The sequence below is a fragment of the Rubripirellula lacrimiformis genome, from assembly GCF_007741535.1.
Classification (GTDB): Bacteria; Planctomycetota; Planctomycetia; order Pirellulales; family Pirellulaceae; genus Rubripirellula; species Rubripirellula lacrimiformis.
Genome location: NZ_CP036525.1, coordinates 4,816,760 through 4,842,869, shown reverse-complemented (window position 1 = coordinate 4,842,869; position 26,110 = coordinate 4,816,760). Strand labels below are relative to the sequence as shown.

Annotated in this window: 21 protein-coding genes; 13 read left to right on the top strand and 8 right to left on the bottom strand. The window is 57.3% G+C overall.

Going from position 1 to position 26,110, the window contains the following annotated elements:
- Positions 1-139 precede the first annotated feature (139 nt).
- Positions 140-1,672: a GntP family permease gene (locus tag K227x_RS17090; protein ID WP_145171341.1), complete on the bottom strand. Its 1,533-nt coding sequence runs from the start codon at positions 1,670-1,672 to the stop codon at positions 140-142.
- Between the two features lie 304 nt (positions 1,673-1,976).
- On the opposite strand from K227x_RS17090, the gene K227x_RS17085 reads away from it, so the two are divergent.
- The 3 genes from K227x_RS17085 (at position 1,977) to sdhB (ending at position 5,979) form a co-directional block, all read left to right on the top strand.
- Positions 1,977-2,855: a succinate dehydrogenase cytochrome b558 subunit gene (locus tag K227x_RS17085; protein ID WP_145171339.1), complete on the top strand. Its 879-nt coding sequence runs from the start codon at positions 1,977-1,979 to the stop codon at positions 2,853-2,855.
- Positions 2,856-3,077: 222 nt separating this feature from the next.
- Complete coding sequence (gene sdhA / locus K227x_RS17080) at positions 3,078-5,060, top strand: succinate dehydrogenase flavoprotein subunit (protein WP_145171337.1); 1,983 nt, start codon at positions 3,078-3,080, stop codon at positions 5,058-5,060.
- A 64-nt stretch (positions 5,061-5,124) separates the two neighbouring features.
- Positions 5,125-5,979: a succinate dehydrogenase iron-sulfur subunit gene (sdhB, locus tag K227x_RS17075; protein ID WP_145171335.1), complete on the top strand. Its 855-nt coding sequence runs from the start codon at positions 5,125-5,127 to the stop codon at positions 5,977-5,979.
- Positions 5,980-6,197: 218 nt separating this feature from the next.
- Here the strand turns inward: sdhB and K227x_RS17070 are convergent, their stop codons facing one another.
- The 4 genes from K227x_RS17070 to K227x_RS17055 form a co-directional block, all read right to left on the bottom strand.
- Positions 6,198-6,665, bottom strand: coding sequence for a response regulator (locus K227x_RS17070; protein ID WP_145171333.1), 468 nt, complete (start codon positions 6,663-6,665; stop codon positions 6,198-6,200).
- Between the two features lie 152 nt (positions 6,666-6,817).
- Complete coding sequence (locus K227x_RS17065; protein WP_145171331.1) at positions 6,818-7,276, bottom strand: hypothetical protein; 459 nt, start codon at positions 7,274-7,276, stop codon at positions 6,818-6,820.
- Positions 7,277-7,558: 282 nt separating this feature from the next.
- Positions 7,559-8,470, bottom strand: coding sequence for a glycosyltransferase family 2 protein (locus K227x_RS17060; RefSeq protein ID WP_145171329.1), 912 nt, complete (start codon positions 8,468-8,470; stop codon positions 7,559-7,561).
- Positions 8,471-9,215: 745 nt separating this feature from the next.
- Positions 9,216-11,126 carry an SMP-30/gluconolactonase/LRE family protein gene (locus K227x_RS17055; protein WP_246145867.1) on the bottom strand — a complete coding sequence of 637 codons (1,911 nt, stop codon included), beginning with the start codon at positions 11,124-11,126 and terminating at the stop codon, positions 9,216-9,218.
- A gap of 64 nt (positions 11,127-11,190) precedes the next feature.
- Here K227x_RS17055 and K227x_RS17050 point away from each other — a divergent pair, with 64 nt between their 5' ends.
- The 4 genes from K227x_RS17050 (at position 11,191) to K227x_RS17035 (ending at position 15,215) form a co-directional block, all read left to right on the top strand.
- On the top strand, positions 11,191-11,955 hold the full coding sequence (locus K227x_RS17050) for a rhomboid family intramembrane serine protease (protein ID WP_145171327.1): 765 nt from the start codon (positions 11,191-11,193) through the stop codon (positions 11,953-11,955).
- 683 nt (positions 11,956-12,638) lie between these two features.
- On the top strand, positions 12,639-13,775 hold the full coding sequence (locus K227x_RS17045) for a serine/threonine-protein kinase (RefSeq protein ID WP_145178005.1): 1,137 nt from the start codon (positions 12,639-12,641) through the stop codon (positions 13,773-13,775).
- Positions 13,775-14,569 (top strand): inositol monophosphatase family protein, encoded by a 795-nt coding sequence (locus tag K227x_RS17040; protein WP_145171325.1) that lies wholly within the window; start codon positions 13,775-13,777, stop codon positions 14,567-14,569. The genes K227x_RS17045 and K227x_RS17040 overlap by 1 nt, the downstream gene beginning before the upstream one ends.
- 28 nt (positions 14,570-14,597) lie before the next feature.
- Complete coding sequence (locus K227x_RS17035; protein WP_145171323.1) at positions 14,598-15,215, top strand: flavin reductase family protein; 618 nt, start codon at positions 14,598-14,600, stop codon at positions 15,213-15,215.
- 3 nt (positions 15,216-15,218) lie between these two features.
- Here K227x_RS17035 and K227x_RS17030 read toward each other — a convergent pair whose 3' ends face one another.
- Positions 15,219-16,934, bottom strand: coding sequence for an outer membrane protein assembly factor BamB family protein (locus tag K227x_RS17030; protein WP_145171321.1), 1,716 nt, complete (start codon positions 16,932-16,934; stop codon positions 15,219-15,221).
- 207 nt (positions 16,935-17,141) lie between these two features.
- Here K227x_RS17030 and K227x_RS17025 point away from each other — a divergent pair, with 207 nt between their 5' ends.
- Both K227x_RS17025 and K227x_RS17020 read left to right on the top strand, forming a co-directional pair.
- Entirely contained in the window at positions 17,142-17,885 is a 744-nt protein-coding gene (locus tag K227x_RS17025; protein WP_145171319.1) for a metallophosphoesterase, read from the top strand.
- Positions 17,886-17,991: 106 nt separating this feature from the next.
- Positions 17,992-18,300: a Dabb family protein gene (locus K227x_RS17020; protein ID WP_145171317.1), complete on the top strand. Its 309-nt coding sequence runs from the start codon at positions 17,992-17,994 to the stop codon at positions 18,298-18,300.
- A gap of 23 nt (positions 18,301-18,323) precedes the next feature.
- On the opposite strand, the gene K227x_RS17015 is transcribed toward K227x_RS17020, so the two are convergent.
- Complete coding sequence (locus K227x_RS17015) at positions 18,324-18,686, bottom strand: DUF952 domain-containing protein (protein ID WP_145171315.1); 363 nt, start codon at positions 18,684-18,686, stop codon at positions 18,324-18,326.
- Between the two features lie 464 nt (positions 18,687-19,150).
- Here K227x_RS17015 and K227x_RS17010 point away from each other — a divergent pair, with 464 nt between their 5' ends.
- Genes K227x_RS17010 through K227x_RS16995 form a run of 4 tightly spaced genes read left to right on the top strand, consistent with a single transcriptional unit; the run spans position 19,151 to position 23,416 of the window.
- Positions 19,151-19,705: an RNA polymerase sigma factor gene (locus K227x_RS17010; protein WP_218933320.1), complete on the top strand. Its 555-nt coding sequence runs from the start codon at positions 19,151-19,153 to the stop codon at positions 19,703-19,705.
- On the top strand, positions 19,702-20,367 hold the full coding sequence (locus tag K227x_RS17005; protein ID WP_145171312.1) for a hypothetical protein: 666 nt from the start codon (positions 19,702-19,704) through the stop codon (positions 20,365-20,367). Before K227x_RS17010 ends, K227x_RS17005 begins: the two co-directional genes overlap by 4 nt.
- Complete coding sequence (locus K227x_RS17000) at positions 20,364-21,848, top strand: hypothetical protein (RefSeq protein WP_145171310.1); 1,485 nt, start codon at positions 20,364-20,366, stop codon at positions 21,846-21,848. The genes K227x_RS17005 and K227x_RS17000 overlap by 4 nt, the downstream gene beginning before the upstream one ends.
- The gene (locus K227x_RS16995; RefSeq protein WP_145171308.1) at positions 21,845-23,416 is read left to right on the top strand and encodes a DUF1559 family PulG-like putative transporter; all 1,572 of its coding nucleotides are present in this window, start codon (positions 21,845-21,847) and stop codon (positions 23,414-23,416) included. The genes K227x_RS17000 and K227x_RS16995 overlap by 4 nt, the downstream gene beginning before the upstream one ends.
- Before the next feature lie 14 nt (positions 23,417-23,430).
- On the opposite strand, the gene K227x_RS16990 is transcribed toward K227x_RS16995, so the two are convergent.
- A complete protein-coding gene (locus K227x_RS16990; RefSeq protein ID WP_145171305.1) occupies positions 23,431-25,965 on the bottom strand; it encodes a prolyl oligopeptidase family serine peptidase in 2,535 nt (844 codons plus the stop codon).
- Positions 25,966-26,110: the final 145 nt, after the last annotated feature.

The following is a 26,110-nucleotide window of genomic DNA, read 5'->3' as shown; positions in this document are numbered from 1 at the left end:
GTGCGGGTGACCATTGTCGGCCAATCGATCCCCTGGACTTGGGGACCAATCGTATCGGTCAGGCTAGATCGACGGCCTGCCGCGACCAGGTCCCCGGTGGGCTTGGGCGCGTGATTGGGGACGGAATCCGCGGTTTGAATTAGATTCCTGGGATGACAGCCGCAAAAATCATGGTGACCACCAACGCGGAGATCCCCATCGCGGTGCTCATGGGCGAAATCGTTTTCAAGCCTTCACTTTCCGTCATCCCGCTCATCCGCGTGATCACCCAAAACGCACTATCGGTCATCCATGAAATCGGTTTGCTGCCCGCACCGATCGCCATTGCCAGATAAACCGGATGGAAGGGCAGCGATTCGGCGCTCGCGAATCCCTGCAACACACCGGCCGCGGTGATCATCGCGACGGTGGCGGAACCCTGCAGCGTTCGGATCGATGCGGTTACTAGGAATGCCACCGGCAAAATCATTAGCCCCGGGACTCCACCGGCTAGGTCACCAACGGCTTCTTCGATTCCGGCTTGGCGGAGCATTGCGCCGAAAGCACCACCGGCCGCAGTGATCAAGATGATGTTGCCTGCCGAAGCCAAGGATCTGCCCACCAGCGATTTGCGGGACGCGACCGGTACGTATCTCAGTAAAGCGAAAGCCAACATCACCGAAATGCCCAACGCGATATTTTTATCGCCCAGATTCATCAACAATTCAGTCAGCCAGGATGTTTCCACTCGGTCGGCCTTCACCAGATAGGTGGCGACCGACCCGACACCAATCAGCACGACCGGGATCAGGATTGGCAGCAACGACGCCGACAACGAAGGAAGCGCCGATGGATTGGCGGAATTCGTCTGATCCGGATCTCCGCCGGGGCCGCCTGTGGATTCGTCGTTCGAGGTGTTTTCCAATCCAGACGCTTTCTCCAATCCAGGGGCTTTCTCCAATCCACTGGAGCCCTCACTAGGACACTCACTATCGTCGGCGCCGCGAAGGGGGACCACGACCAGCCGGTTGATGACCCGCGCCGAAAGCAGCGACAGCACGCTGCTGCAAAGTCCGATCGCAAGCCCGGCGATCATCATCGTGCCGATATCGACGCCGATGATTCCGGCGACCAGCAATGGTCCGGGCGTCGGCGGCACCAGAGAGTGGGCGATCGAACCGCCCGCCAGGATTGCCAGAATGAACAGCACGTAATCGCGGCCGACTTTTTCACGCAGGCTGCGGGCCAGCGGAATCATCAGATAAAAAACTGTGTCGAAAAATACGGGGATTGCAAGCACAAACGCGCTGGCGGCCAAGGCCTCGGGAGCCCGTCGCGGTCCGATCCATTTTAGCATTCGGTCAACGATCACCGATGCAGCTTTCGATTCCAACAATAGCCCGCCGACGACGCTGGCCAGCGCGATCAGGATTCCGATTTTTCCCGCGGTTTCACCAAACGCCGATGCCAAGCGTGACGACGGTGACTGTTTCAACAGTTCGGCTGCTTCGTCCGGCGTGAACGATCCTTTGGAAAGTTGGAACTCGATAAATCCGTCCAATGGTTGCCCGGCCGCTAGGAACGCCACCAGCAATCCAGCCAGCAAAAGCGTTAGAAATGCGTGCAGCCGAAAAACCAGGATGCAGACCAGCACCACGACGACGGACAATCCAACGATGACCCAAATGCTCATTGCAAACTTGTTCTGTTCTGCCTAGGTTTCGCGTCCGATGCCAACAGATCGAGTTCCCCATTGGGACCAATCCTGGCATGCTCTTGGGAGCGACAAGCTGCCAAGTGCGACAAGATATCCACTCGTCCGGCATCACACCTGGAGAGCGTTTTGCATTAACCTAACGCTTGCCGAGGCGGCAATGTTAACTGACGCCGCGGAAGTGCGGTTGGCGAAACATGTCGTCAACAACCATCCAAATTTCAGGGCGACACCGAATGTGCCGCCGACACCCACGAACGTCTCTCACAATCGACCCCATCCCATGAGCGAGTCAGCCTCCGCATCGGCACCCAGCTTCTTCATGCGACACGAGTTCGGGATCCGCCGTGTCCATTCGCTGCTGGGCATCGTGCCACTTGGGCTCTACATGTGCGTTCACTTGCTGACCAATGCCAGCTTGTTGAACGGATCGGAAACCTTCCAACGCGCCGTGTTCATGATCCACAGCCCTGGCGATCTGCTGCCTGTGATCGAATGGGGGGGCATCTTTTTACCGTTGGTCTTCCATGCCGTGATCGGCATCTGGATCGCTAAAACGGGCCATTCGAACGCGGATCGATACAAGTTTGTCAACAATCGCCGCTACGTTCTGCAGCGTGTGACCGGGGTCATCGCACTGGTTTACCTGTTTTTCCACGTGCTGCACCTGCACGGTTGGGCACACGCCCATCTGTGGTTGGACGTGATCAGGCCTTTGGGATTCGGCCAGTTCAGCCCCTACAACGCTGCCAGCACGCTGGTCGAAGCGATGCAGGGATACTTTTGGCCTGCGTTCTACCTGATCGGCGTCATGGCGTGCGTCTATCACCTGGCCAACGGATTGTGGACCGCCGGTATCACGTGGGGCCTGTGGGTTTCAGCACCCGCCCAAGAACGTGCGACCAAACTCTGTACCGCATTTGGCCTGTTGATGGCGTTTGTCGGTGCCAGTGCGTGGTGGGCTGCGGTTGCACCGGGGGAAGCTGAGGTCCAAGAGTATCGAGCCGTCGAAAATCGGATGTACAAAGTTTGGGCCGAAGCGGGCATCGTTTCGGAAAACGAAGAAAAACGCTACCACGCTCCCGAAGAATCCGAAGCCACCGATCAGGCCGAAGCCACCGATCAAGCGGAAGCCAGCGACGATAACGATAAAGCTGAATAACGCTGATCGGATGCTTGCGATCGGGGAATCCCGATCAGGCATCCAAAGTTGTCCAGTCGGTCACGTCCGGTAATCGGGGCGTTGACCTGAATGGACGTTGATCAAAATAAGTGAAACACAACGCCCCGGCCGGCAACGGTGCAGCGGGCAACCCGAAACATTCAATTCCCGCCCGCGAAAACGGTTGGGTTACGAAAACGAACTCTCAGGATACTTGGAACCATGGCAGAACATCGCGTAGTGGTCATTGGCGGCGGACTGGCCGGATTGGCTTCGACCATGAGATTGGCCGAACTAGGCGTCGCCGTCGATCTGCTTAGCCTGACACCGGTCAAGCGTTCGCACAGCGTTTGTGCCCAAGGCGGGATCAACAGCTGCAACGATCAAACGCGGCAGTTGGGTGACAGCGAGTGGAAACACTTTGACGATACCGTTTACGGCGGTGACTTTCTGAACCACCAGCCACCGGTCAAAGAAATGACCGACTGGGCGCCCAAGATCATCGAATTGATGGATCGTCTGGGCGTGCCGTTCAATCGTACCGGCGAAGGTTTCTTGGATCGCAGACGCTTCGGCGGCACGCTGTACAAGCGGACTGCGTTTTCCGGTGCGACGACCGGGCAACAGTTGTTGTATGGACTGGACGAACAGGTTCGCCGCCGCGAAAGCGAAGGCCTGGTCAACAAATATGAATTCTGGGACTTCCTGGGCCCCATCATGGATGACGACGGTCGCTGTCGTGGTGCCGTCGCCCAAGACATGGTGTCGATGAAAATTCGTGCGTTCCCAGCCGACGCGGTCGTCGTGGCAACCGGCGGGTGCGGTCTGGTTTACGGACGCAGCACGATGAGTGTGTTCTGCACCGGCAGCGCCGCTAGCCGCTGTTTCCAAGCCGGTGCCAAATACGGCAATGGCGAATTCATCCAAGTTCACCCGACGGCGATTCCCGGCAGTGACAAACTGCGTTTGATGAGCGAATCGGCCCGCGGCGAAGGCGGCCGTGTGTGGGTGCCTCGTAAACCACAGGATTCGCGTGCCCCGAACGACATCCCGCAAAACGAACGATACTACTTCCTCGAAGAACGTTATCCGAAGTACGGCAACCTGGTGCCGCGCGATATCGCGACTCGGGAAATTTTCGATATCTGTGTCAACGAAGGGCTCAGCATCGATTCCGAACAGATGTCGGTCTACCTCGACCTGACTCACATTCCCAAAGCGGAATTGGACCGCAAGTTGGGCGGCATCCTAGAGATTTACGAGAAGTTCCAGGGTGTGGATCCGCGTTTCGAACCGATGCGGATTTTCCCCGCTGTCCACTACAGCATGGGCGGCTTGTGGGCTGACTATGTCAAGAGTGCCAGTGGCGGTATGGAAGCCGGTGCACCACGCAACCACATGACCAACATCCCCGGTCTGTATGCGATCGGCGAATGTGACTACCACTACCATGGTGCCAACCGATTGGGCGCCAATTCGTTGTTGTCGTGCATCTTCACGGGGCTGTTCACCGGTTCGTCGATTCTGAACTACGCGTCCAGCCAGTCCGAAGGGCACAAAGAACTTGCGTCTTCGGTGGCCGATGGTGCTGTCAAGAAACAACAGGATCGGCACGATGGGCTGCTGAAGGGAGCCGCGGATGCAGACGAAAATCCGTATTTGATCCACCAAGAATTAGGCGACATCATGACGCGGGTTGCCACCGTGGTGCGTCGCAACGATCAATTGTCCGACGCGCTTGGCAAGGTCGACGACCTGCACCAACGGGCGATGCGAGCCAGACTTTCCGACACCGGCAGCTGGTCCAACCAAAACGTGATTTTCACCAAGTCGCTGCAGGACATGTTCCCGCTTGCCAAGACTCTGTTGAAGGGTGCGTTGCAGCGGGACGAATGTCGTGGTGCTCACTACAAACCCGATTTTGCCAAGCCATCGCTGACCGCCGACAATCCAGCCGAGCGGCTTCAGCAAGCGGAAACTTGGTGCGACGAGTTCGAAGAGAACAATCGCAAGTTCTTGAAGAGCACGATTGCGACTTGGAACCACGAAACGCAGATGCCCGATCTGACCTACGAAGACGTCGATACTTCGCTGCTGGCCCCGCGACCGCGACTGTACGGTCTGGTCGGTGCCGAAGAGATCGAAAAGGTTTGGAATCAACGCGCCAAAGAGAAGGAAGCAGCTTCCGAAACGACCGGCGCTTAGTTCGCGACCCAGCAGTCTATCCCCCCCAAGCCACTTTAACATCATTTGAATATAGGATCGACGGATGTCCGCCCTCGAACCCACTCTCAAGAAGCGTCCCGAGTTCATCAACGTTCGTGTCCGTCGCCAAGATGGACCGTCGGAAGAACCGTACTGGGAACTGCATAAGATCAAGTACGAACCGGAACTGAACGTCATCACGATCCTGCAACGTGTCGCGGCGCAAGCCAAGACAGTGGATGGCAAAGCTGTCGCTCCGGTGGCCTGGGATTGCGGCTGCTTGGAAGAGGTTTGTGGATCGTGCACGATGCTGATCAATGGGCGCGTGCGGCAAAGCTGTAGCGCCCTGGTTGATCGTCTGTTGGCAGAGAATCCAGACGAAATCGTGCTCGAGCCGATGAGCAAGTTTCCGGTACTGCGCGACCTGATGGTGGACCGTCAACGATTGTTCCGCGGTCTGAAGCGAGTCAAGGCGTGGGTTCCTGTCGATAGCTATTACAACCTGGGCCCCGGTGAACGCGTCCTGCGTGACACTCAGGAACAGAATTATCCGTTAAGCCAATGCATGAGTTGTGGTTGCTGTTTGGAAGCATGCCCGCAGTACAACAAGGTCGAACTGACTCAGAAGGACGGCGAGTCGGATGAAGAATTCGAAGCTCGCAAGAACGCGTCCTTCGACGAAGGCTTTGTCGGCGCTCACGCAATCTCGCAAGCGATGTTGTTCAACAATCATCCGACCGGCAAGGCGATCGCTGACGAGCGTCTGACCGCATTGATGGGCCCCGGTGGCGTGGCGACATGCGGCAACGCACAGAACTGTGTCGCGGTTTGTCCAAAGGAAATCCCGTTGACCACATCGATCGCCCGCGCCGGCCGAGCAACAACGGTGCAAGCCGTCAAGAATTGGTTCGACAAGTAACAACCGGATTCGGCAGGATTCGCTTCGCCGGGGACGGCGTCTTATGGAGCGAGCATCCCCCCACGCCGCATTGCAGACTGCCCCCCTCACCGGCCCTTAAGAGGCCGACTCTCCCCAAGGGGAGAACGCACTGATCGGGTTCGCTGGCCTCGTCGTGGGATTCGCCAGAATCCCTAACCCGGGCAATCGCGTCCAATCCCTCGCACCAACCGACGTCGTCAAACGGTGGCGATTTCCATCAGCGGCGTTGTGTGGATCATCAGCTTTTTGTGATCCCGGACGACTCGCATGAATTCGTCTTCGCGAACTGGTTTGGTCATGTAATCGTGGACCTTCAGTTCGTCGCATCGTCGACGCAGTTCTGGGTCGGTTGACGCGGTCAGCACGACGGTTGTGGGGCCGTTTCCATCCGGGCCGATGGCGGTGGGCGAGTGCAACGCTTCCATCACGTCCAGGCCGCATCCGTCGGGCAGCATCATGTCCAGCAGGACTAGATCGGGGCGAGGCGCGCGAGCGAAAATTCCTTCGCGGCGGACGAACGCGACCGCTTCGCTGACCGTGCGGACTAGCGTTAGCCGGTGATGGACCTTGCTGCGTCGCAGTGCATAGATCGTGACGCGAGCGTCAGTCCAGCCATCTTCGACCAACAGGATTTCCATTGGTCCAATTTTTGATTCGGTCATCATTCGACGATACCTGCTTGCGAAGTTTTGCGGCGGAAGCATCCATTTCGGTTTCCGACGCCCATAGCGGACCAGGGATCCGTGGACGGATCAACGATGAATTCGCGGACACAACCTAATGTAGTCAACTTTGTCATCGATCACGAACGCTTGATTCAAAAAGACTGACCAATCAGGTCCGCTTCGATCTGCTCGTGCGCCTGCCATTGTCGGTCGAAGTCGTAGATTTGCCCAACCAGTTCGTTCATCTGCAGCGGTTGAACCCCCCGGTACTGCAGTTCCTCGGCGCGTTCAACCAGATCGCAAAGCGACAGGTACAGCGGTGCGTGTTGGGACTGCGCGATCGTCGCGAGTTCACTTTCGCGTTCGCATTTCGGCTGTCCCACCGTCAGGTAGCCATACGATTCTTCGAGCGAAAACTGCAGTGCCAGTCCGTCACGAATCTGGTCCAGCAGCCGCGTCGTGCGACGAAGCTTTGCCGTCGCATCGTCACCCGAACCCAGGACGACGCGCAACTGATCGGCCGCTGCCCAAAGGTCGGGATTGCTGTCCTTGATCTCTTGCAGAAACGCTGAATTGACCGCCAAGGCGGTTGCAACATTCGAGAATACCATGATCCGAAAGCCTCCTAGAGAACCTTCGTCGATCCGTGAGCGAATGCCCGAATCGATCGAGAGAAGATGGAAACAGACCGGTGAAAAGAGCGGTGTCTGCCACGCTTAAGCCTAGCGATCCTCGTACCAGCAAGTCAAGAAAATTGTGGATTTGCCAGAGTTTGTCGGACGCAGCGGTTGCAAGCATTCACGACCGGGCGGCCGGGGCACCTTGGGGAGGCTGTGCGGCCTCCGCGGCGCTGCCGTGCGACTTGGCTTGATCGCGGGGCATCACGGGGGTTTCTATCGACGCAGCAGGCCGTAGACCACGATACAGCGAAGTGCGCTGACCCCGTCCCGCCAACCGATTTTTTTGCCTTCGTCGTACCACCGGTGGTGGTAACGGATCGGACGTTCGGTGAACCGCAACCCCTTGCGTGCCCACCGTGCGGTGATCTCGATCTCGATCCCGAAACGGTTCTCGCGAAGGTCGTCAAGGACACCTTCAAAATGCTCTCGCCGCGCCATCTTGTAGCAGGTTTCGACGTCGCTAAGCCGAATGCCCACTGCGATGCTGGCCAGCAGCGTCAGCAGCCCGTTGACAGCCTGGTGCCACCAAGGCGATAGCGAACGATCACAGTGCCCGTAACGTGTCCCGTAGGCGATGTCCGATTCGCCTTCGATGATGGGTTGCAGCAGCGATCGGAAGTCCGATGGATCGTATTCGCGATCGGCATCCTGGATCACGATCACGTTGCCTGTCGCGACGCGAACGCCGGATCGAATCGCGGCTCCCTTGCCTACGTTCACATCGTGATGGACGACGACGACATCCGCATCGTTCTGGAACGAATCGATCACTTCGCCAGTACCATCGTCGCTGCCATCGTCGATCAAAATGATTTGCATTGGCATGCCGGTGCCGCGCAACCGATGAACGACATCGGCGATGGTCGAATGTTCGTTATACACCGGAACGATCACGGACAGTTGAAACCCAATTGGCAATGGGTAAACTGAAACTTTGCGGCACACCGAAGGCCCCAACTGTCGGATCATTTCGTCGACATACACGTCGCTCCACCAATACCGCGCGTCGCTATCGGATGGATGATCATGGCTCTTGACAACGCTTGCCGCATGTTCCGTCGATGACCCTTGGACTGGATCAATGGTCCGTATCGGGGCAGCGTCTGCATTCTCGTTATCGGGCATGAAGTTTCGTTTCGTTGATTCGATTAGGCGTGTCGTTTTCGTAGCCACGTTTTCGTCATCGACGTGGCCGGATCCGCTAAAAAAATTTTAGCCGATGTCGCACCGTTTTTCATTGCCTTTCGGTTCGTTCGTCGCAAGGAAATGAAAAGGTTGTAAGAGATTGTTGTTGACATCCAATTTATCCAACGCCACATTCTCCCCCGATCCAAGTGCGTGTTGTCGAGAGCCAAAAGGTTGTCGGCATCGATACGGTTTCAAAACTTTTCGGAGAGTTTGCGATGCGAAGTTCGATCTACGAACACTTTCTTGCATCCGCACAAAAATTGCGATCTGGTCGCACCGACGTCGCCGACCAGCCACCACCAAACTCTCTTGCTACGTCAATCGCTTGACGATTCAATGACCAAGCTGGACGGCTTGAAAAAGACAGTTTCGGAAGGAAGTGTCTTTTGCAAAGTCCGTCCCACCAGACCATGGGAAGTTCAAACGAGTTGAGCTTTCCGCGGAGGATCGCAGAGGACGCGGTCAGCCATACTTCGAGGGGTGAAACTGACGGACCGCTTCAGCAGGCTTTGTCTTGCGTACATGGATGTCACCCTCTTTTTCTGCTCTTACTCACTTGAGTCGCGTCTCCGCTTGTTGGCAAAGGAATGCTGGCGGCAGAAAACGTTTGCAGTGAATCGCGACCGGCCTGCATGAGGCTAAGCCGGTCGCGTTTCTTCTTCATTGCTACCCCCCGACGTTTCTACAGTCGAGGTTTGGGCGGCGCCAGACTCGGTTGCCAAGGTGCGATACCCTGCATCTTCGTGTTCCGCCGAAAAACGCTGCTGCCGCTGGTTGCGTAAATGGTCTGCATGTCTTCACCAGCAAAAACCAGATTCGACAATCGGCCACCCCGTTTGGGGCGTTTCAGGATCACGTGTGCGCGGCCGGGTTGGTCGAACACTTGCACGCCAAGCTTGGTTGCCACCAATAGCGATCCGTCGCTGGTCATCGTGACGCCGTCGGCGCCGGTATTCATTTCGTCCTGTGGTGAATGCACGTAGGAATAGCTTTGCCCGTATAGCAGCGAACCATCGTTCGCGATTTTGTAGGACCAGATGTAACGGCCCATTGCGTCGACGACCAACAGAAAACGTTTGTCAGGGGTAACGATCAATCCATTGGGTTTCTCGGGACCGTCACCGACTTTGATCGGCTTCGCATCTTCGCTGCCAAGCGGCAGGTAGTAGACGGCCTTTTCCGAAGGTGCAGAAAAATAGACACCGTGGTCGAGGACGACCAGGTCGTTGCAGGAGACTCCGGTGAACAGATCGACTCGGGTTCCGTCGGGGGCAACACGCGTCATCGTTTGGGCTGTGTTGCGTGCGCAGTACAACCGACCCTCGGCATCGAACATCAACCCGCTGACGCCCGGCATGTCATCGATCCATTTTTCGGCGCTGTCGCCGTCTTTGCTGACTCGCCAAATTTCGCCCCGCGGTCCATCGACAAAGTGAACCACACCGTCCGGCGAAACAGCCGGTCCTTCGGTGTATTGGTGCCCGTCGGAAACCAGTTGCCAGTCTTCGCCTTGGATGATTCGGTCTTTCAGTTCCGGGTGATCGGTGATGGATGTGGTGATGGGTTGATCAAAGTCTTTCCAAAGCCAACGCAGTGCGTCGGGCAAGATCGCCCCGCCGTGTTTGCTGTTGTGACCGCCGTCGCCCCAAGCGTTGTTGACGTCATAGCCTGCCCAACGCAGCGCCGATAGCATCGTCAGGTTTGCGTTCCACCAACTACCGCCATAGATGTCCAGATCGTTCTTGCCATCCTGCAGAAAAACACGCAGCGGTTTGGGTTCGGTCTTGCGAATCAACGTTGGGTATTCGTTGCCACCGCGCAGACCCACGAACGTACCGACGGTGCTCAGCACGCGACGAAATTGGTCGGGTCGATTCCACGCAACTCCAAACGCCGCGATCGCGCCGCTGCTGCTGCCGCCAATCGCACGCAGGTTTGGGTCGTCCGTCAGCGAGTATTTCTTGCCGACTTCGGCCAGCAGTTCGTCGATCAAGAATGTTGCATAGCGATCACTGACCGTATCATATTCCAGGCTGCGGTTGAATCGATTCTGGGCAGACTGCTCGCCGCTGTCGGATGATTCCTCTTTCCACTGGCCGCTGACCACACCGGGGTTCACGCACACGGCGATCGTGACTGGCATCTCGCCACTTGCGATCAGGTTGTCAAATACCACGGGCACTCGCCACGTGCCTTTTTCGTTGACGTAGCCGCCGCCGTCTTGGAACACCATCAACGCAGCCGGTTTGCCCGGTTCATATTGGGCCGGTGTGTAGACAAAGTATTGGCGGTGCGTGCCCGGATAAGTCTTGCTGTTGTCGAACGTGTACGATTCAACCTTGCCATGCGGCACATCGGGATTGACGACGGAATCCGGATGAACGGGATAGCTTTCTTGGGCCGATGCGGTCGGGGCACCAAGCGGCGACGACAGAATGCCAGAACCCGCGCACGCGATTGCCACCATCGCAATCGATCGGGATATCCGGGCGGCGACACCGGGCGCCGGATTCAGCCAACGCAGGCGACCGCCCGGTGGCGAATTCCCGATCTGGTGGCGCGCCGAACGACGGGTGGCTGGAAAGTTTCGCATTTCAGAATCCGATTCTTCGTTGAAGGGTTGTTCGAGTCAGCTTGGATACGATAATCGCTCTGCCATGATCCCGCTAAGAGACAACATTCCCAGCCGAACAACGCCTTTCGTGAATTACGCGATCATCGGGATTTGCGCAATCGCGTTCGCGGCTCAACTGAGCGAACCTGCGGGAACGATTGCGGAATCGTTTGGGTTCGTTCCCCTGCGGCTAACCGATCCCAGTGCTGTCGCCACGGTGCAGCAACAGATGGCGGTGCAGACGCCGCTGGGAGTGCAGGTCGCGGTAGTGGAGCACGTGTTGGCACCTGCCGTGATCTCGCCCTGGATGACCGTCATCACGTGCATGTTTCTGCACGGCGGCTGGATGCACTTCATCGGCAACATGTGGTTTCTGTACATCTTTGGCGACAACGTCGAAGACCGGCTTGGGCACGTCGGTTATACGTTGATGTACTTGGGCACTGGCATCGCCGCCGGCTTAGCGCACTATGCGACGGATTCGGGCAGTCCAATCCCAACGATTGGTGCCAGCGGCGCGATCGCCGGGGTGATGGGAGCCTACGCGTGGTTCTACCCTCACGCGCGAGTTCAAGCGGTGCTGCCGATCGTGATCTTTCTGCAGATCTTTGTTTTGCCAGCGCCGATCTTTTTGGGCATCTGGTTTGCGATTCAGACCTTTAGCGGTGTGTCGGCGACCGCCAGCGGCGACGCCAGTGGTGTCGCATGGTGGGCCCATATCGGCGGGTTCGCAGCCGGCGCATTGGTGGCGTTGATCGTGGGCCGGGCCCACCTAGGTCGCAGTCCCGTGACTGAACGCCGCTTCTAAAAGTCATCGCTGCGTTCACCGAGTGCCCCCGGACAGCGGCCGCGGCGGAAGCCGAGATCCGCTGGTTTGGGGTCTTCACTGCCGACCGCCATCAACACAGGCAAGAATACGCTTTCGATACCGCCCCCCCGGCGAACCGATCGGGCCAGGCAGTGCTTTCGATGGGGATCCGGAGCCAACTTTTGTCGAAATCAACCGTGTCGGGCCAGCCACGGTCGTTTTTGTGCGAATTTCCACCTGTGCGGTATTTCTAGCATTCGCCGCTTGGCGGTTCCCAACGCCCCGAAAGGGATGCACAAAATGGACAGTCCTAGGCGTGCTAGCCTAGCCGCAGTCGGATCGTCCTCTGCTATCATGGTTGACTGAGCGATGTCATTGCACAATGACGCAGTTTCGCCATCCTAGTGGCGGATTGCGAGCGACCAATTGCCTCTCACCGATCGACAGGGATACGGTTGGGGGCGGGCGGCGGTATCCTGGGCTCGTTTTCGCTTACTAATGATGACCAGCCGATTCCGTGCTCGGTCGCACCCCCCGATACGAATCCCCCTGCCACGATACGGATGCGTTACGCTACACCGCCCACTGTTTAGCGACCGCAATCGAACCTTTTCGTCACGGCATCACTTTTCACACGGACACATTCGGTTCTAAGACCGGCAACGCGGATGGAAGACGCCAACATACCCTCGACGACTCGATACGAGCCGAACCCGACGATCACCGCCGAAGGTACGGCGGTGTCCAAAGGCGACCCGAAGCTAATCGCTGCTTACGAACGAATCAGTTCCAGCGGGAAGGTTTCGTGGACCGGGCACCACCACATGCTCCGCAAACTCGGGCGTGGTGGTCAGGGCGAGGTGTATCTAACGGAGTATCGCGGCACGGATGGATTTACCGTTCCGGTTGCGATGAAAGTCTTTTCGCCCGAACGTTACAGCAGCACCGGTGCCTATACCGAGGCAATGGGACGCGTCGCATCGATCGCGGCCCGTGTGGCGCTGATCCAGCATGACAATCTGTTGGACGTCCAGAACTTTTTCGAACGCGAACGCATTCGAATCATGATGATGGAATGGGTCGATGGTTATGACCTTCGCCAGTTGATGTCGCCGCGATGTCTGCATTTGCTGCAGGGACATGTCAGCAGTCGGCGTTGGCGTTACATCAACGAAGTCATTCTGTCGGCCGGCGAAGAACAGTCCTTCTTTCGTCCGGGCGTTGCGGTGGCGATTGTCCGCGAAGTGTTGGCGGCGTTGGCCGCATTGCACCGCGAGGGGATCGTGCACGGCGATGTGAAGCCATCCAACATCATGTTGAAGCGAAGCGGACACGCCAAGCTGATCGACATGGGGTCGGCGATCGATTACCGCAATCCGCCTCGGGACCGAGATTGCACGCCGATGTACGCGGCACCCGAAGTGCTGGAGAATCGGGAAGCCACGCCTCGCAGTGACTTGGCGAGCGTCGGCTATGTGTTGATCGAACTGCTAAGCGGACGAAGCCCGTTTGGTCAGAACCCCAAAGTCAAAGACCTGTTGCAGGCCAAGCGGGAACTGCCTGCGAAATTGAAATCGATTCTGCCCGAGGACGTGTCGCGTAACGAGCTGTTGATGAACTTCATCGGTGGTTTGATTTCGCCTGACCCGAATCGACGATTCCCCAATGCCGAAGCTGCTGAACACGTTGAAAAAGGTGCGGCGGCCTTTCATCGTCAGTTGATCATCAGCAACATGGCGACCGAATATGACAATGACATCCGGCTGTGGCTAGAAGAACTGCGACGTCTGGAAACCGAACACGACGGACTCGATCTGTAATGGACGAACAACACCTACAAGTCGCGATCGCAGCGGCGCGAGCTGGCGCTGTTGAACTGATGTCACGGCGTGATAGTCGTGTGGTCAGCGAAAAAGCACCCAAGGATCTGGTAACCGATGCGGACTTGGCGTCGCAGCGAGCGGTTCGGTCGATACTGATGAATGCCTTTGCCGGGTATGCCTTTGTCGGGGAAGAAGAAGGCGAGAACGATCCGCTGCCCGCAGTCCGCGAAGGTGCGGCCGACGCGCCGCCGTGTTGGGTGGTCGACCCGTTGGATGGAACGATCAACTACGTCCATCATCTTCAATCGTTTGCCGTTTCAATCGGGCTGTATTCGGCGGGCAAAATGCGATTAGGCGTGATCTATGATCCGGTCGCCGATGAAATGTTCACCGCCGTCGACGGTCGCGGTGCCAAGTGCAATGGCAAGCCCATTCATGTCAGCGGCTGCGAAACGCTCGGCGACGGGTTGGTTGCCTGCAGCTTTCCTGCGGGCGTGAAGGGCGATGATCCGGAAGTCGCCAAGTTCATCCGTGTGTTGGAACGTTGTCGATCGCTTCGACGGCTTGGCAGTTGCGCGTTGAACATGTGCTACGTCGCCGCCGGACGGTTGGACGCGTATTGGGCAACCAGCGTCGCGTCTTGGGATTCCGCCGCGGGGATCGTGATTGCACGCGAAGCGGGGGCTACGTTGACCGCATATGACGGATCAACCATGGATGATTGGTTGCCGAAGTTCTGTGTCAGCGGATCCGATGCGATCCATGCTGAAATGGTCGACCTGCTTTCCTGAAACCTGCTTTTGGATTCGACGGCCTGCGATGCAACTTGACGTAAATGATCTAGCGGTTCGTGATCTGTATCAGTGGATGACGCGTCTGATCACGCCTCGCCCGATCGCTTGGGTGTCCACGGTATCGATCGACGGCGTCGCCAATTTGGCTCCGTTCAGTTTTTTCAATGGTGTCGGTGCCAATCCGCCTACGCTGATGTTCTGTCCGGCGAACCGGCGCGACGGCAGCCCCAAAGACACGCTTGCCAACATCCGCCGAACAGGGCACTTCGTGGTCAATTTGGTGACCGAAAGCCTGACCGCATCGATGAATCAGACAGCGGCGGAACTGGATCCCGACGACGACGAGTTTGTGATCGCCGACGTCGAGAAAATGGAATCCACGTGGGTCGCTTCGCCGCGAGTCGCGGACGCCGCGGCAGCCTTGGAATGCGAACTGCATAGCGTTGTCACGTTGGGCACTGGCCCCGGCGGAGCCAACCTTGTGATCGGCCGCATCTTAGGGATCCATGTCGATGACCGCGTCGTCGCCGATGACGGTTTTCCGGATCCCGCATTGTTGGACACCATCGGACGGATGGGCGGCAACGGGTACGTGCGAACGACGGATCGATTCGAAGTCAAGCGACCTGCACCGAAACGCTAGCGATCACTTTGCCGGCATCAGGAAACAGATCACTTGTCGATCGTTGCGAACCAATAGATGTCGGCCAGCCACGGTGGGGATGTTCCATGTTTTGGAATCCATTGCCGGCAGCGTCAGCAGGGGTTGGTAGTGATCCGCGATGGCGTCTAGGAAGACGACCTGGCCCGTTTCCGCCTGTGCCACCAGAACGTCGCCGACCAGCATCAGTTGTCCTTGTCCCAGTCGTTCGCTTCGTGGTTGACGCCACAGGGATTCGCCGGTGGCAACGTCGACGGCTTCCAGCGATCCGTTGCTGATCGCGTAAGCAACATCTCCGGCGATGCAAGCGTGCGTGAATTTCGTCTTTAGGACGGATGACGATTCCCATACGGGCGTGGCCTTGAACGCGTCACCATCAGCTTCGACGCTTACCAATGCACTGCCGCCGCCGTAACCTTTGCCGATGACAAACCGGTCGGGGCCCGCGGGGATGGCCGAAGCGCAGTTGGCACCACCGTTGGACTGTCCTGGCCAAACGAAATCCCACAGCACGCGGCCATCATCGATGGCATGTCCGGTCACGGTCGCTTCGTTGACCGACACGATCTGTCGTTGACCGGCCAAGGTCATCAGTGTTGGCGACGCGTAACTGATCTGTCCGTCGCCAGCACGCCAAATGATGTCGCCGGTTTCCGCGTCCAAGGCGATTAAACTTCGCTTCGCAGATACCGATGGTTCGGACCCTGCCGCGGGTGCCGAATCGACCGCTGGCCCGCCCAAGGGCAAAACGCACATGCCGTCGACGATCAGGGGCGAACCGGCCCGCCCCCACGTGATCAGTGCCTCGGACTGCAACTGGTCCCAGCCTGCGATTTCTAACAAATCGACCGTCCAAATCACTTTTCCGCTTTCCAGATCGGTGCACCAAACCCACCCGGTTCCGGTTTGTGCGTAGACGCGCCCGTCATCGATGGTCGGTGTCGAACGGGGACCGATACCGCCCAGCGCGTTTTCGTGCCTACCTTCGTGTTCTTGAATCCACAACAGTTCCCCATCCAGCAATTGGTAACACGTCAAACACTCTTGGTCCTGGCGTTGTTCCAGTGTGACCGCCCGACCGTCTTCCACGGCAAAGGACGACCATCCTTGGCCGATGCCCTGATTCCAAAGCGTGGTGATGTCGGACGCCGAATCCGGGACGCTGAACAAACGTTGATCGATGACCGCATCGCGTTGGTTCCCAAGGAACCCTGATACATCGGCCTCTGAAATGGATTCCGGCGATGGCACCATCGGAGAATCGCCGGCCGAGATTTCGGCGGAATCTTCGGTGACGGGGCCGACCGTTGCCAGTTCAAGCGGTTGCTGGAATCGGGAGGCAAACTGCGGCATCATTTCGCCGCTGAATCCATCGAATCGAAATAGAGACATCGCGCCGCCAATCACCACGCCCACCATCGCGGGGACCAGATATCGGAACCCGCGGCGCAGCGCGATCAGATGGATCTGCAGCGCGACGTAGATCAACGCGATCGCGCCGACGACGAACATTGCCATATTCGCGTACTGGTGATCCGAATCGTCGCCGCCTGCCCAGATGGTGGCGATCAAACCGCTGCCAACGATCGCGGCGATCGCGGCTCGCCGCCAACGATTGGCCAGCTTCTTTGTCGGCGCGGTCGAATCGACTTTGGTGCCGCCGGTTTGAGGTTCCGGGGTACCCTCTTGCTGATCTTCCATCGGTAGTTTCCGCACGGTCAATAGGACGTCGTATCGATGGGCCGGGGATGGGGATCCCGATTGGCTAAATCGACTCGGGGGGGGATGTTCAATTTGACGCAGTGTACCGACCGCGGCCACAGTACAGTAAGGTGCAGGGAAACAGGTGCCCTGTGACCGCTGTGTTCTCTAGATCGATCCGACTTTTCTACCCGGGTGTTTTTTCAGATGATCGAAGTCTGGCACGACAATTCGATACGCAAAGTTTCTTTTGTGTCCGACCTGCATTGGCTTAGCAGTCGATCCATCGCGGATCAGTACAGCGATTCGATCCGCCACGCGATCAAGCAGGCCGACCTGTGCGTTTGGGGAGGCGATCTGTTTGATTTTCGCTGGAGCCGGCTGGAGAATGAGGAGTCGTCGATTCAGGAGGCACTGGATTGGCTAGAGCGTTGGTATGTCGCGTTCCCCGAAAAACGCTTTGTCTATCTGAACGGCAACCACGATGCGCATACGAAATTTCAAGATCGCTTGATCCAGTGGGCCGAAAGCCGAAATCGTTTTACCGCCGGGATTGAATGCCTTCGTGTTGCCCAAACCCTTTGGTTGCATGGCGATGTGATCGAAGGCGGCGGGACGTCACAGGGTTTTGAAGACTACCGTCGTCTGTGGAGGCACAAACCTGTTGCCAACAAATTTCATAGCGGCCTCTACGACGCTGCAATCGCGATCCGATTGCACGGCGCGGCGTCGTGGACGGTGCATCGCGAAAAGGCAACCTGTTTGCGAGTCGCGAAATGGTTGGCCGAGCAGCCCGTCGAAAAAACGGCGGGAATCAAACGAATCGTGTTTGGGCACACGCATCGGCGGATCGACGGTGCATGCATCGACGAGATTGAATTTCACAACGGCGGAGCCGCGATCAAACACGTGCCGTTCTCGCCCATCACGGTTGACGTCGATCCAGGCTAGTTGATTTCGGCTGCCGTCTGAGCCAAGCTATCGGCCCAAAATGACCTCTGGGGCGCTGTTCCATTCAGGCCTCGATCCATTCCCCTACGCGACCCGCAAATTCACCATGGCCAGACTTGCCCATCACGTCTTCTTTACGCTCAAAGACCGCTCCGAAGCCGGCGTTCAGCATCTGATCAGCGAAGCGAAAAAATATCTGACAGACCACGACGGTGTCACGGACTTTGATCTGGGTGTGCGAGACAAAGAACTTGATCGTCCGGTGAATGCTGACTTCGACGTTTCGCTGCACATGGTCTTTGCCGATCGACCTGCCCACGACAAGTACCAAGTTTCCGAACGTCACCAAGCTTTCATTGCCGAGAACAAGGAAACTTGGGCCGGTGTTACGATCTTTGACAGCACCGTTTTGTAGAACAACCGCGCGCTGATTCGGAATCAATGGGATTCCGGTTTCTGCCCTAGTTCCGGAAGCACGTGGTTTCCATCGGCATTCAATGCCAATCGCCGCGACTCTTGGACCGCCGCGATTGGGATGTCGCCGTAGACGTGCGGAAACAACGCACCGCCTCGCGACGGTTCCCAGCGCAGCGTGTTTCCCAGTGATTCCGCGGCGATGGAAAGCAAGACCAATCCGGTTTGCCCAGCGAAATGCTTGGCCAAGGTTTCCGCCACTTGGCTGGGCGACGAAAGGTGGATAAATCCATCGGTCAAATCGATACCGTGACCGGAATACAGTCCAGCTTCCCGCGCCGACCGCCAAACATCCTCGGGCAGCACCTTGTACAGAATCGGTTCCATCAGTCGTTTCCTTCGTCATATCGGGGGAATTCACGAGGATGAATCGTAGCCGAAATCACCCCGGCTTAGAACGCGGAACTCATCACGCTTTCAATTCGGCTCGCCGCCATCGCCAGCCAGAAAGCGGCAAACCACGAATCACACGAATCACACGAATGACACGAATGACACGAATGACACGAATGACACGAATGACACGAATATGACAGTACGGATGTCCTTCCAATTCGTGTCATTCGTGTCATTCGTGGTTCAAAAATCTACGTTGCCTTCGGTTTCGCATGGCACCGCTCAACGTTTCAGCCTTCTACTTCACAAGGTCCCACCCACGCTAAAAGCCTAGGGACCGTCTGCTGCTTCTAGAAATTTGTCGGTTCGGGTGAGACCGTGCATGCGTCGCGGCATCCTTGCTTTCGATACAACGAAGCAAGTGGAATGCCCGGTCCGAGATGGGCGGACCGCGTTTGGCTTCCTCATCCCCCTTCGCATCCATCGGAATCGATGAATTGATCGAAGCTGCCACGCTATCGAAAATCTGGAATGAACATGCCGATCGGCTGCTGCTGATAGCGCGTTCGATCGGACCAGGTTCCGATTCAGCGTTGGCCGAAGACGCGGTTCAGGAAGCGTTTGTCCGATTGGCGAGTCAAGCGGAGATGCCGGACGATCCGATGGCTTGGCTGGTGCGCGTTACGCGGAACCAGATCCTTCAATGGCATCGTTCCCGTGGTCGGCGTCGATGCCGCGAAACTCGGGTTGGACGTGCCGATTGGTTTCAAGTGGACATTTCGGAATCGATCGACGCGGCGACGGCGACCGCGGCGCTGATGAAAGTGGATTCGCCGATGCGAGAAATCATCGTGATGCATTTATGGGGCGACATGACATTCGAATCCATCGCCGAAGTGATGGAACTATCGCGAGCGAGCACGCATCGTCGTTTTCACAGCGGTTTGGAAACTCTGAAACAACAACTCAACCCCGTCGATCCTCCTTCGGTGACCCAGCAAATCCAATGAGCGAAGACATTCCAACCTGGGCCGATTCGCTGCGGCAAATCAAGCCAGCCGAATACTCCGGTGACACCGGGGAAGTGTTCTATCGTGCGGGGTTCGAAGCCGCACGCATTCAGATCGCCCAGGATGCGACGGGCAGTGCTGTGCCATCGCACGGTAGCCCTGCCCGATTCGTTCACCGGCAGGGATGGATTGCCGCTTGCGTGGCGGCATTGCTGGCCGGGCCGATCGGTTTTGGCATCGGCCTAGGTGTCCGATCACCGGATCTCCATCGCGATCTTTCGACGTCGGCACCTGCCAATGACCAACATGACGTGGCGAGCCGCCAGCCGCATCGAATTGCCCCCACGAAACCCACGGATCGGTCCAAACGGCGGCCAGCGGACATCGTGACGAATCGGCCCGACCGAACGTTCCCTGTTGTTTCTAGCCGAAACGATGGACGTCAAGCATTGGTGGCCTTTCATCGCCGGATCCCAATGGATTCAGATGGACGACTTCACTGGGATGATCGTGATTCTCTGTCGGCGTTCGATGTCTCGCCCACACTGGCAGAATCCGAGAATGCTGTGGATCAGCCGCTGCAGACCCCAGGGGCGCCTCGATCTCTGCTGACCGCAGGCGATCTGCTTTTGGTGACTCGTTCTATGGAGACAGTGCAATGAAGTTTTCTGCTTGGATGTTTCTCGTGGTGGTCGGTTGGTCGTCGACCGCGTCCGCTCAGGTCATGGTGTCACCAGCCTTTGACCAGTCGGTTGCGGTGGACCGGCCAAGCTGTCCAGACAGCCATCCGTTCATGCTGCATCCGCAGTCGGCGCCCGATCCACTTTTGCGGCACCGTCTATGGCCGGCGCCGCAAAACCGCCTGGATCATGACGCCATGCCCTGGGTCAATCGCGCGTTGATTTTGAGGCAGTCCTTTGCCGCCCATACTGTGCCGGACGATCGGCAGCATATTCAGTGGAACGATCTGCCTCTGGACCAGTATCCGGTGGCACCGGTTCGTGAATCGCTGGGAAAGTACCAGGTCGCCATGGGCGAATTGGACCGAATTGAAAATGCGATGAAGGTCCAGTACGACCTGGCCCTGGACCAACTCTCGGTTCACGAAACCATCGGGCTGTTGTTGCCGGAGTATCAGGACATGCGTGTGCTGTCTCGGCTACTGGAGGCACGAATCCGAATCGCCTTGGTCGAACAGCGGTATCAGGATGCTATTCGGTCGATGCGTATCGGCTTTCGGCTGGCGCAGGTTGCCGCCCACAGTACTGACCTCCTGATTGGCCGAGTGATCGGTATCTCGATCGCCCAGCGGATGATGACTGTCTTAGAAGTCGCGGTGCAGCAACCGGGGTTCCCCAATATGTACTGGGCATTGGCGGCACTGCCCAGAGAACAATTGTTCGAGGTGCGAGATTCGATTGAGTTCGAGTCGACGTTGTTCACCAAGCTGTTGCCCAATCATGGTGACTTGCCGCCCCAGCCGATCGGCCAGATTGCGGCTGCCGAAGCGCTGGGAAAATTGGCGGATGATTTTCACGGGATCCTGGTTGGCGTCTCGGCGGACCCGGAAGACGATCGTCGTCGGGCGGCTGTCAGGATCAGTTTGTACGTGGCCAGTCGTGCCGAATCGTCACGTCATCAGTTGGCACAGGATCCTGTGTTCGGGCAGTACGCGGCCGATCTTTCGGGCAGCGAAGCTGTCCTGCGAACGATATCGAAGCGTCTGATTCGAATTCGTGATCAATGGTTGGCGTGGCAATCGATCCCGCTTGAAATCCGTCGTCGAGATGGTGGGCAACCAAGTCCTGAACTGGTTCGGTTGCAGTCGAGTAGCGACCTAGTCGACCGAGTCGCATCCGAGTTGCTGCCGCAGTTCGTGCAAGCGAATTACAGCCAACGCGCTGACCAGCAACTGGCCCGTCTGATCACCCTAGAGGCATTACGTATGCATGTTGCTCAGTCGGGGGAACTGCCCGAAACCCTGTCCCAGCTAGAACCTGTTCCGGCCTGGAATGACGCGGTCTCTGGACAACCCTTCGGATATCGGCGAATCGATCCGTCACACGCCGTTCTGACTCGTGTTCCCAACTCCGGCAATGACCCCCATACCGAAACCATCATTCATTGGAAAGTGAAACCATGAATCAGAAATCTTGGATCACCGCAGTATCGATTGTGCTGTTGGTCAACTCGTCTGTCCCAGCGGCTCGCGGTCAGGGCGTGAAACAGGTGGAGATCCCACCGGTGCTGATCAACGATGTGGACACAGGATCCACCCGTGTGCACCCCGCGACGCCATATTTGGAGTCTACATCGTTCGCCCTGTGGGAATTGGATATCACACAGATCGATCTGGGCTCTCTCTTGACTTGGATCAATCAAACGACGGGGAATGACTTTGATTCCAAATCCGTTCAGCCTGAATTGGAAATGTTTCAATCGCTTCGTGATGGCGGCATCGATGGATTGTGTGTGACCGCTTCGCTGCCGTCGATTGCCGAGCGATTTCCTTTGATCATTTTGCCAACGGATACTGCTGGCAAATCCGAGGCTGTTGCGAAGTCGCTTCGCCGATGGATGGATGCTCGCCTGATCCCTGGACTGGCCGACCAATGGGATGCTCGCTCGGACCAATCGAGTACGCTGATCGGTGCGTCGACGGCGATCGATCGAGCGATGAACCCGAAACCGGCCAGACGGTTTGATTTGACCGAGCGGGATTCCGATGATGCCAAGCTTCCTCAGCGAATCTCTGTCGCGTTCGACGATGGCACGCGGTCCGACTTGGCGTTGCTGTTGCCGCAGAGCGTTCCGCGTTCCTGGGGAGCGGGGGCACTGGGGGACTCTATCAATCTGCGTCAAGCGATTTCTGACATTCGCCGTGTGGTGGTTTCATGGCGGATGCCGCCGCGACCGGAGATTCGACTTCGTATCGAAACCGGCGACTTGGCTGCGGCGGAACGAACCAAAGAACTGGTAACAGGTTTGTTGTCTGGATTCACAGCCGGATCCGATGCGTTCGATGTGGAGTGCGTCGAACAAACGGTAGTCGTGACTGCGTCCGAGGATCAGATCATCAGGCAACTGAAAGTCCAGATCCCGAATTCGGCGGATCGGCTTCAGTTGGCCAAGCAGAAGTCGTTAGGCCGATTGAGTCTGGCCCTGCACAATTTCAATTCGGCGTACCGGCATTTGCCCGCAGGTGTCTACACCGATCCGGACGGGAATCCGTTGTACGGATGGCGGACAGCGATTCTGCCGTTTCTGGATCAAGTGAAATTGTGGAAGTCGTTGGACCCCAAGCAATCATGGGACAGCGAAGCGAACCGCGCGGTTCGAAGTACGGTGGTGCCCATCTACGCGGCCGCAGTCGATCCGGCATCGGATCTTGCGTCCACCCACACGACGCTGCGGGCACCCGTGTTTCCGGGATCGGTGTGGCATGGCACTAGGACTCCAGCGGCAATCGACGATGCTACCGACGGATTGAAGGAAACGATTGTGTTGATCGACGCGCCGCCGGAATTGGCGGTCGAATGGTCGGATCCCGATCAGTGGATCCTGGCCGAAGACGATGTTGTCGGACAGATCTTTGGTGATCGCGATGAAGTGATGGTGGTCATGCTGTGGGGCGACGTTCGCACCTTGAAGCGATCCGAAATGACCGAAGCCAAGATGAAATCGATGTTGACGGCGTCGGCGGGCGACTAGCGGTGGCCGATGCTTCACTGCAGATGACGCATCAGGAATTCGGCTTGGCGACGTTTTCCATAGGGATGTCCGGCTGCCCCGTGGCCGGCACCGGGAATGCAAAGCATGTCAAAGTCTTTGTCGGCTTTGATCAAGGCGTTGACCACCTGCATCGTGCTAGCTGGGTCGACGTTTGTATCCAGTTCACCCCAGATCAACATCAGCCGGCCTTGCATTCGGTGCGCTTGATCAACGTTGGATGCGTCCGAGTACTCTTTGCCGATCGGCCATCCCATCCATTGTTCATTCCACCAGATTTTATCAACGCGATTGTCATGGCAGCCGCAATCGGCGACAGCGACATGATAGAAGTCATGGTGGTCGATCAACGCTCGCATTGCACTTTGCCCTCCGGCCGATCCGCCGTAGATACCAACTCGCGTTAGGTCCATCCAAGGGCGGTCGGCGGCCGCAGCTTGGATCCATCGGATTCGGTCGGGGAATCCACTGTCGTGAAGGTGCTTCCAACACACATCATGAAACGCCTTGCTGCGATTGCTGGTCCCCATCCCATCGATTTTGACGACGATGAATCCTAGCTCGGCGATTTCGTACAAACCGCGGTGAACGCCGAACGCCTTGGGCACGAACGATGAATGGGGGCCGGCGTAGATGTTCTCGACGACGGGATACTTCTTCAGCGGATCGAAGTTTGTCGGGCGAATGATGATGCCGTGGATGTCAGTGACGCCGTCGCGTGCCTTCGCTACAAAGCGGCGTGGAAGTTGCCAGCCGGTTTCCAATAGAGATGCGATATCCGATCGTTCCAATTCGCAAATGGGATCCCCGGTGTCGGCACTTCGAAGCACGGTCACCGGTGCTAGATCGACTCGTGACATGGTATCGATCAAAAAGCGTCGGTCCGGTGAAAATTGCCAAGTATGGTCGCCGTCGCCGCTGGTCAGCCGCGTCAGTTGGGTGCCGTCGAAATTGACGCGAATCAGATGACGCTGATAGGGATCCTGGTCCGCATCGATCCCGGAAACGATGAGCCAGATTTGACGCTTCTGGTCATCGACATGTTCGACACTGCGGACGACCCAGTCGCCGTGTGTGACCGGGTTTTTGACTTCGCCGCTGACTTGATCGATCAAATACAAGTGGTTCCAACCGCTCCGCTCGCTCATCCAGATCAGTTCATCGGTATCGTCGATGCGATGCAGATAGGTCTTCCCCGAATAACAGATGAACGTGTCGCTGGTTTCGTCGATGGCCACGCGCGGCTGGTTCGAGTTTGCGTCGACAGAAATCAACGAGTGACGTTGGTGACCACGTTGGTTGTACAGGAACGAGAACCTTGACCCGCTGCTGTGCCAATGGAAATTTCCCAAAGCGAACGGATTCGGGAACAGGTCGTCTTCGATGGTTTCCGGTTTCCAATCGTTCGATTTGGCAAATAGAACGGGGCGTGAATGGGATCTTTGGTCGCCGGGTTTCTCGTATCGGATCGTTTTCAATTCCGGATGAACCGAACCATCCGGTGACGATTTGACGATGGTGATCTCGCGGCCCTGCCCAACGCGAGTTTTCAGAACGAAGAAACGATCCGATTGGGGGGACCAGTACACATCAGGGCCGTACCGGTGCTCGGGCGTACCATCGGTCGTCAACATCGACTCTGATTTGTCTTCGGTGTTCTTCAGGACGATGTTGTCATCGCGAATATCGATCGCAAATTTTCCATCGGGCGATGCCCACGACTGAAACTTTCGCGCGTCATGGCGGTCCCATTTCATCTCGGGCCGTTCGGACTTGCCATCGAAAATCGCAGAATCAGCCGACTCGTTTGCTGAATACAGGGCGACTGGTTTTCCGCTGGACTCGCTGAGCATCCAAATGTGTTTGCAATAGGTGCTGAAGTCGACTGATTTGCCAGCTTCGACTTGGCCCATCGGTTTGGGGTCGCCTTGGAAGTCGATCCAACTGATATCCAATTTTTGCGATGTTTGGTTAACGAATCGGATCTTTGTCTCATCTGTGCCGGACCGACTGCGACGAAGGCGTGATAGCGGTTTCAGGGCTGTGGCGGACACGTCATCGTCCTGGGCGATCAGAGGGCCATTGGGCAATTCAAATTGCCAGGCCCGTTGGTCGACGACCATCAACAGGTGGGCCGGATCTCCTTCGAACCGCAAACGTTTCAGCGGTAAACGGTCCGCGTGGTACTGCGTATCCGTCTGCTCGGTCAACGCATCGGCGAGTGCTTGGTGGTCAAAAGACCGCTTCCGCGTTCCGGCCTGCGCATCGACCGTGATGAACTCATGAGTGTTTGCGCCGGTTTGAACTTGGTACCAGAAACGGTCACTGTTTTCCCCAAACCATTTGGGTTTGACTGAATCGCGGTACACCTTGGACTTGATGCGGTCACCGAGCGACTGCATCCGTGCATAGCGGGCGTCGAATCCATCGGAGTCCTGCGCCGTCACCGCGGACGTTAAGAACACGCTGCCGACCAACGAGAAAACGGCGATGGCGAGACAGTGGATCGATCGACTTGGACGCTGAAGCATTCGAAAACCTGGCAGGGGATCAGGACAGAGCCGGAGGCGAAGGGGGCGATAGAGGGAGGAATTTCGTGAAGGGGCCCGAAACGCGTTGGTTCCGCTGTCACGGAAAGAAGGTTATAGAATAGTCGTGCCAGTTGGCGAAGTTGGC

Excerpts from the sequence above, each read along its gene's own strand:
- K227x_RS17060 (WP_145171329.1), bottom strand. The coding sequence starts at position 8,470 with ATGCCCGATAACGAGAATGCAGACGCTGCCCCGATACGGACCATTGAT.
- K227x_RS17035 (WP_145171323.1), top strand. The coding sequence starts at position 14,598 with ATGCAACTTGACGTAAATGATCTAGCGGTTCGTGATCTGTATCAGTGG.
- sdhA (WP_145171337.1), top strand. The coding sequence starts at position 3,078 with ATGGCAGAACATCGCGTAGTGGTCATTGGCGGCGGACTGGCCGGATTG.
- K227x_RS17025 (WP_145171319.1), top strand. The coding sequence starts at position 17,142 with ATGATCGAAGTCTGGCACGACAATTCGATACGCAAAGTTTCTTTTGTG.
- K227x_RS17005 (WP_145171312.1), top strand. The coding sequence starts at position 19,702 with ATGAGCGAAGACATTCCAACCTGGGCCGATTCGCTGCGGCAAATCAAG.
- K227x_RS17065 (WP_145171331.1), bottom strand. The coding sequence starts at position 7,276 with ATGGTATTCTCGAATGTTGCAACCGCCTTGGCGGTCAATTCAGCGTTT.
- K227x_RS17070 (WP_145171333.1), bottom strand. The coding sequence starts at position 6,665 with ATGATGACCGAATCAAAAATTGGACCAATGGAAATCCTGTTGGTCGAA.
- K227x_RS17055 (WP_246145867.1), bottom strand. The coding sequence starts at position 11,126 with ATGCGAAACTTTCCAGCCACCCGTCGTTCGGCGCGCCACCAGATCGGG.
- K227x_RS17085 (WP_145171339.1), top strand. The coding sequence starts at position 1,977 with ATGAGCGAGTCAGCCTCCGCATCGGCACCCAGCTTCTTCATGCGACAC.
- K227x_RS17020 (WP_145171317.1), top strand. The coding sequence starts at position 17,992 with ATGGCCAGACTTGCCCATCACGTCTTCTTTACGCTCAAAGACCGCTCC.
- K227x_RS17000 (WP_145171310.1), top strand. The coding sequence starts at position 20,364 with ATGAAGTTTTCTGCTTGGATGTTTCTCGTGGTGGTCGGTTGGTCGTCG.
- K227x_RS17030 (WP_145171321.1), bottom strand. The coding sequence starts at position 16,934 with ATGGAAGATCAGCAAGAGGGTACCCCGGAACCTCAAACCGGCGGCACC.
- K227x_RS17090 (WP_145171341.1), bottom strand. The coding sequence starts at position 1,672 with ATGAGCATTTGGGTCATCGTTGGATTGTCCGTCGTCGTGGTGCTGGTC.
- K227x_RS17040 (WP_145171325.1), top strand. The coding sequence starts at position 13,775 with ATGGACGAACAACACCTACAAGTCGCGATCGCAGCGGCGCGAGCTGGC.
- K227x_RS16995 (WP_145171308.1), top strand. The coding sequence starts at position 21,845 with ATGAATCAGAAATCTTGGATCACCGCAGTATCGATTGTGCTGTTGGTC.
- sdhB (WP_145171335.1), top strand. The coding sequence starts at position 5,125 with ATGTCCGCCCTCGAACCCACTCTCAAGAAGCGTCCCGAGTTCATCAAC.
- K227x_RS17050 (WP_145171327.1), top strand. The coding sequence starts at position 11,191 with ATGATCCCGCTAAGAGACAACATTCCCAGCCGAACAACGCCTTTCGTG.
- K227x_RS16990 (WP_145171305.1), bottom strand. The coding sequence starts at position 25,965 with ATGCTTCAGCGTCCAAGTCGATCGATCCACTGTCTCGCCATCGCCGTT.
- K227x_RS17015 (WP_145171315.1), bottom strand. The coding sequence starts at position 18,686 with ATGGAACCGATTCTGTACAAGGTGCTGCCCGAGGATGTTTGGCGGTCG.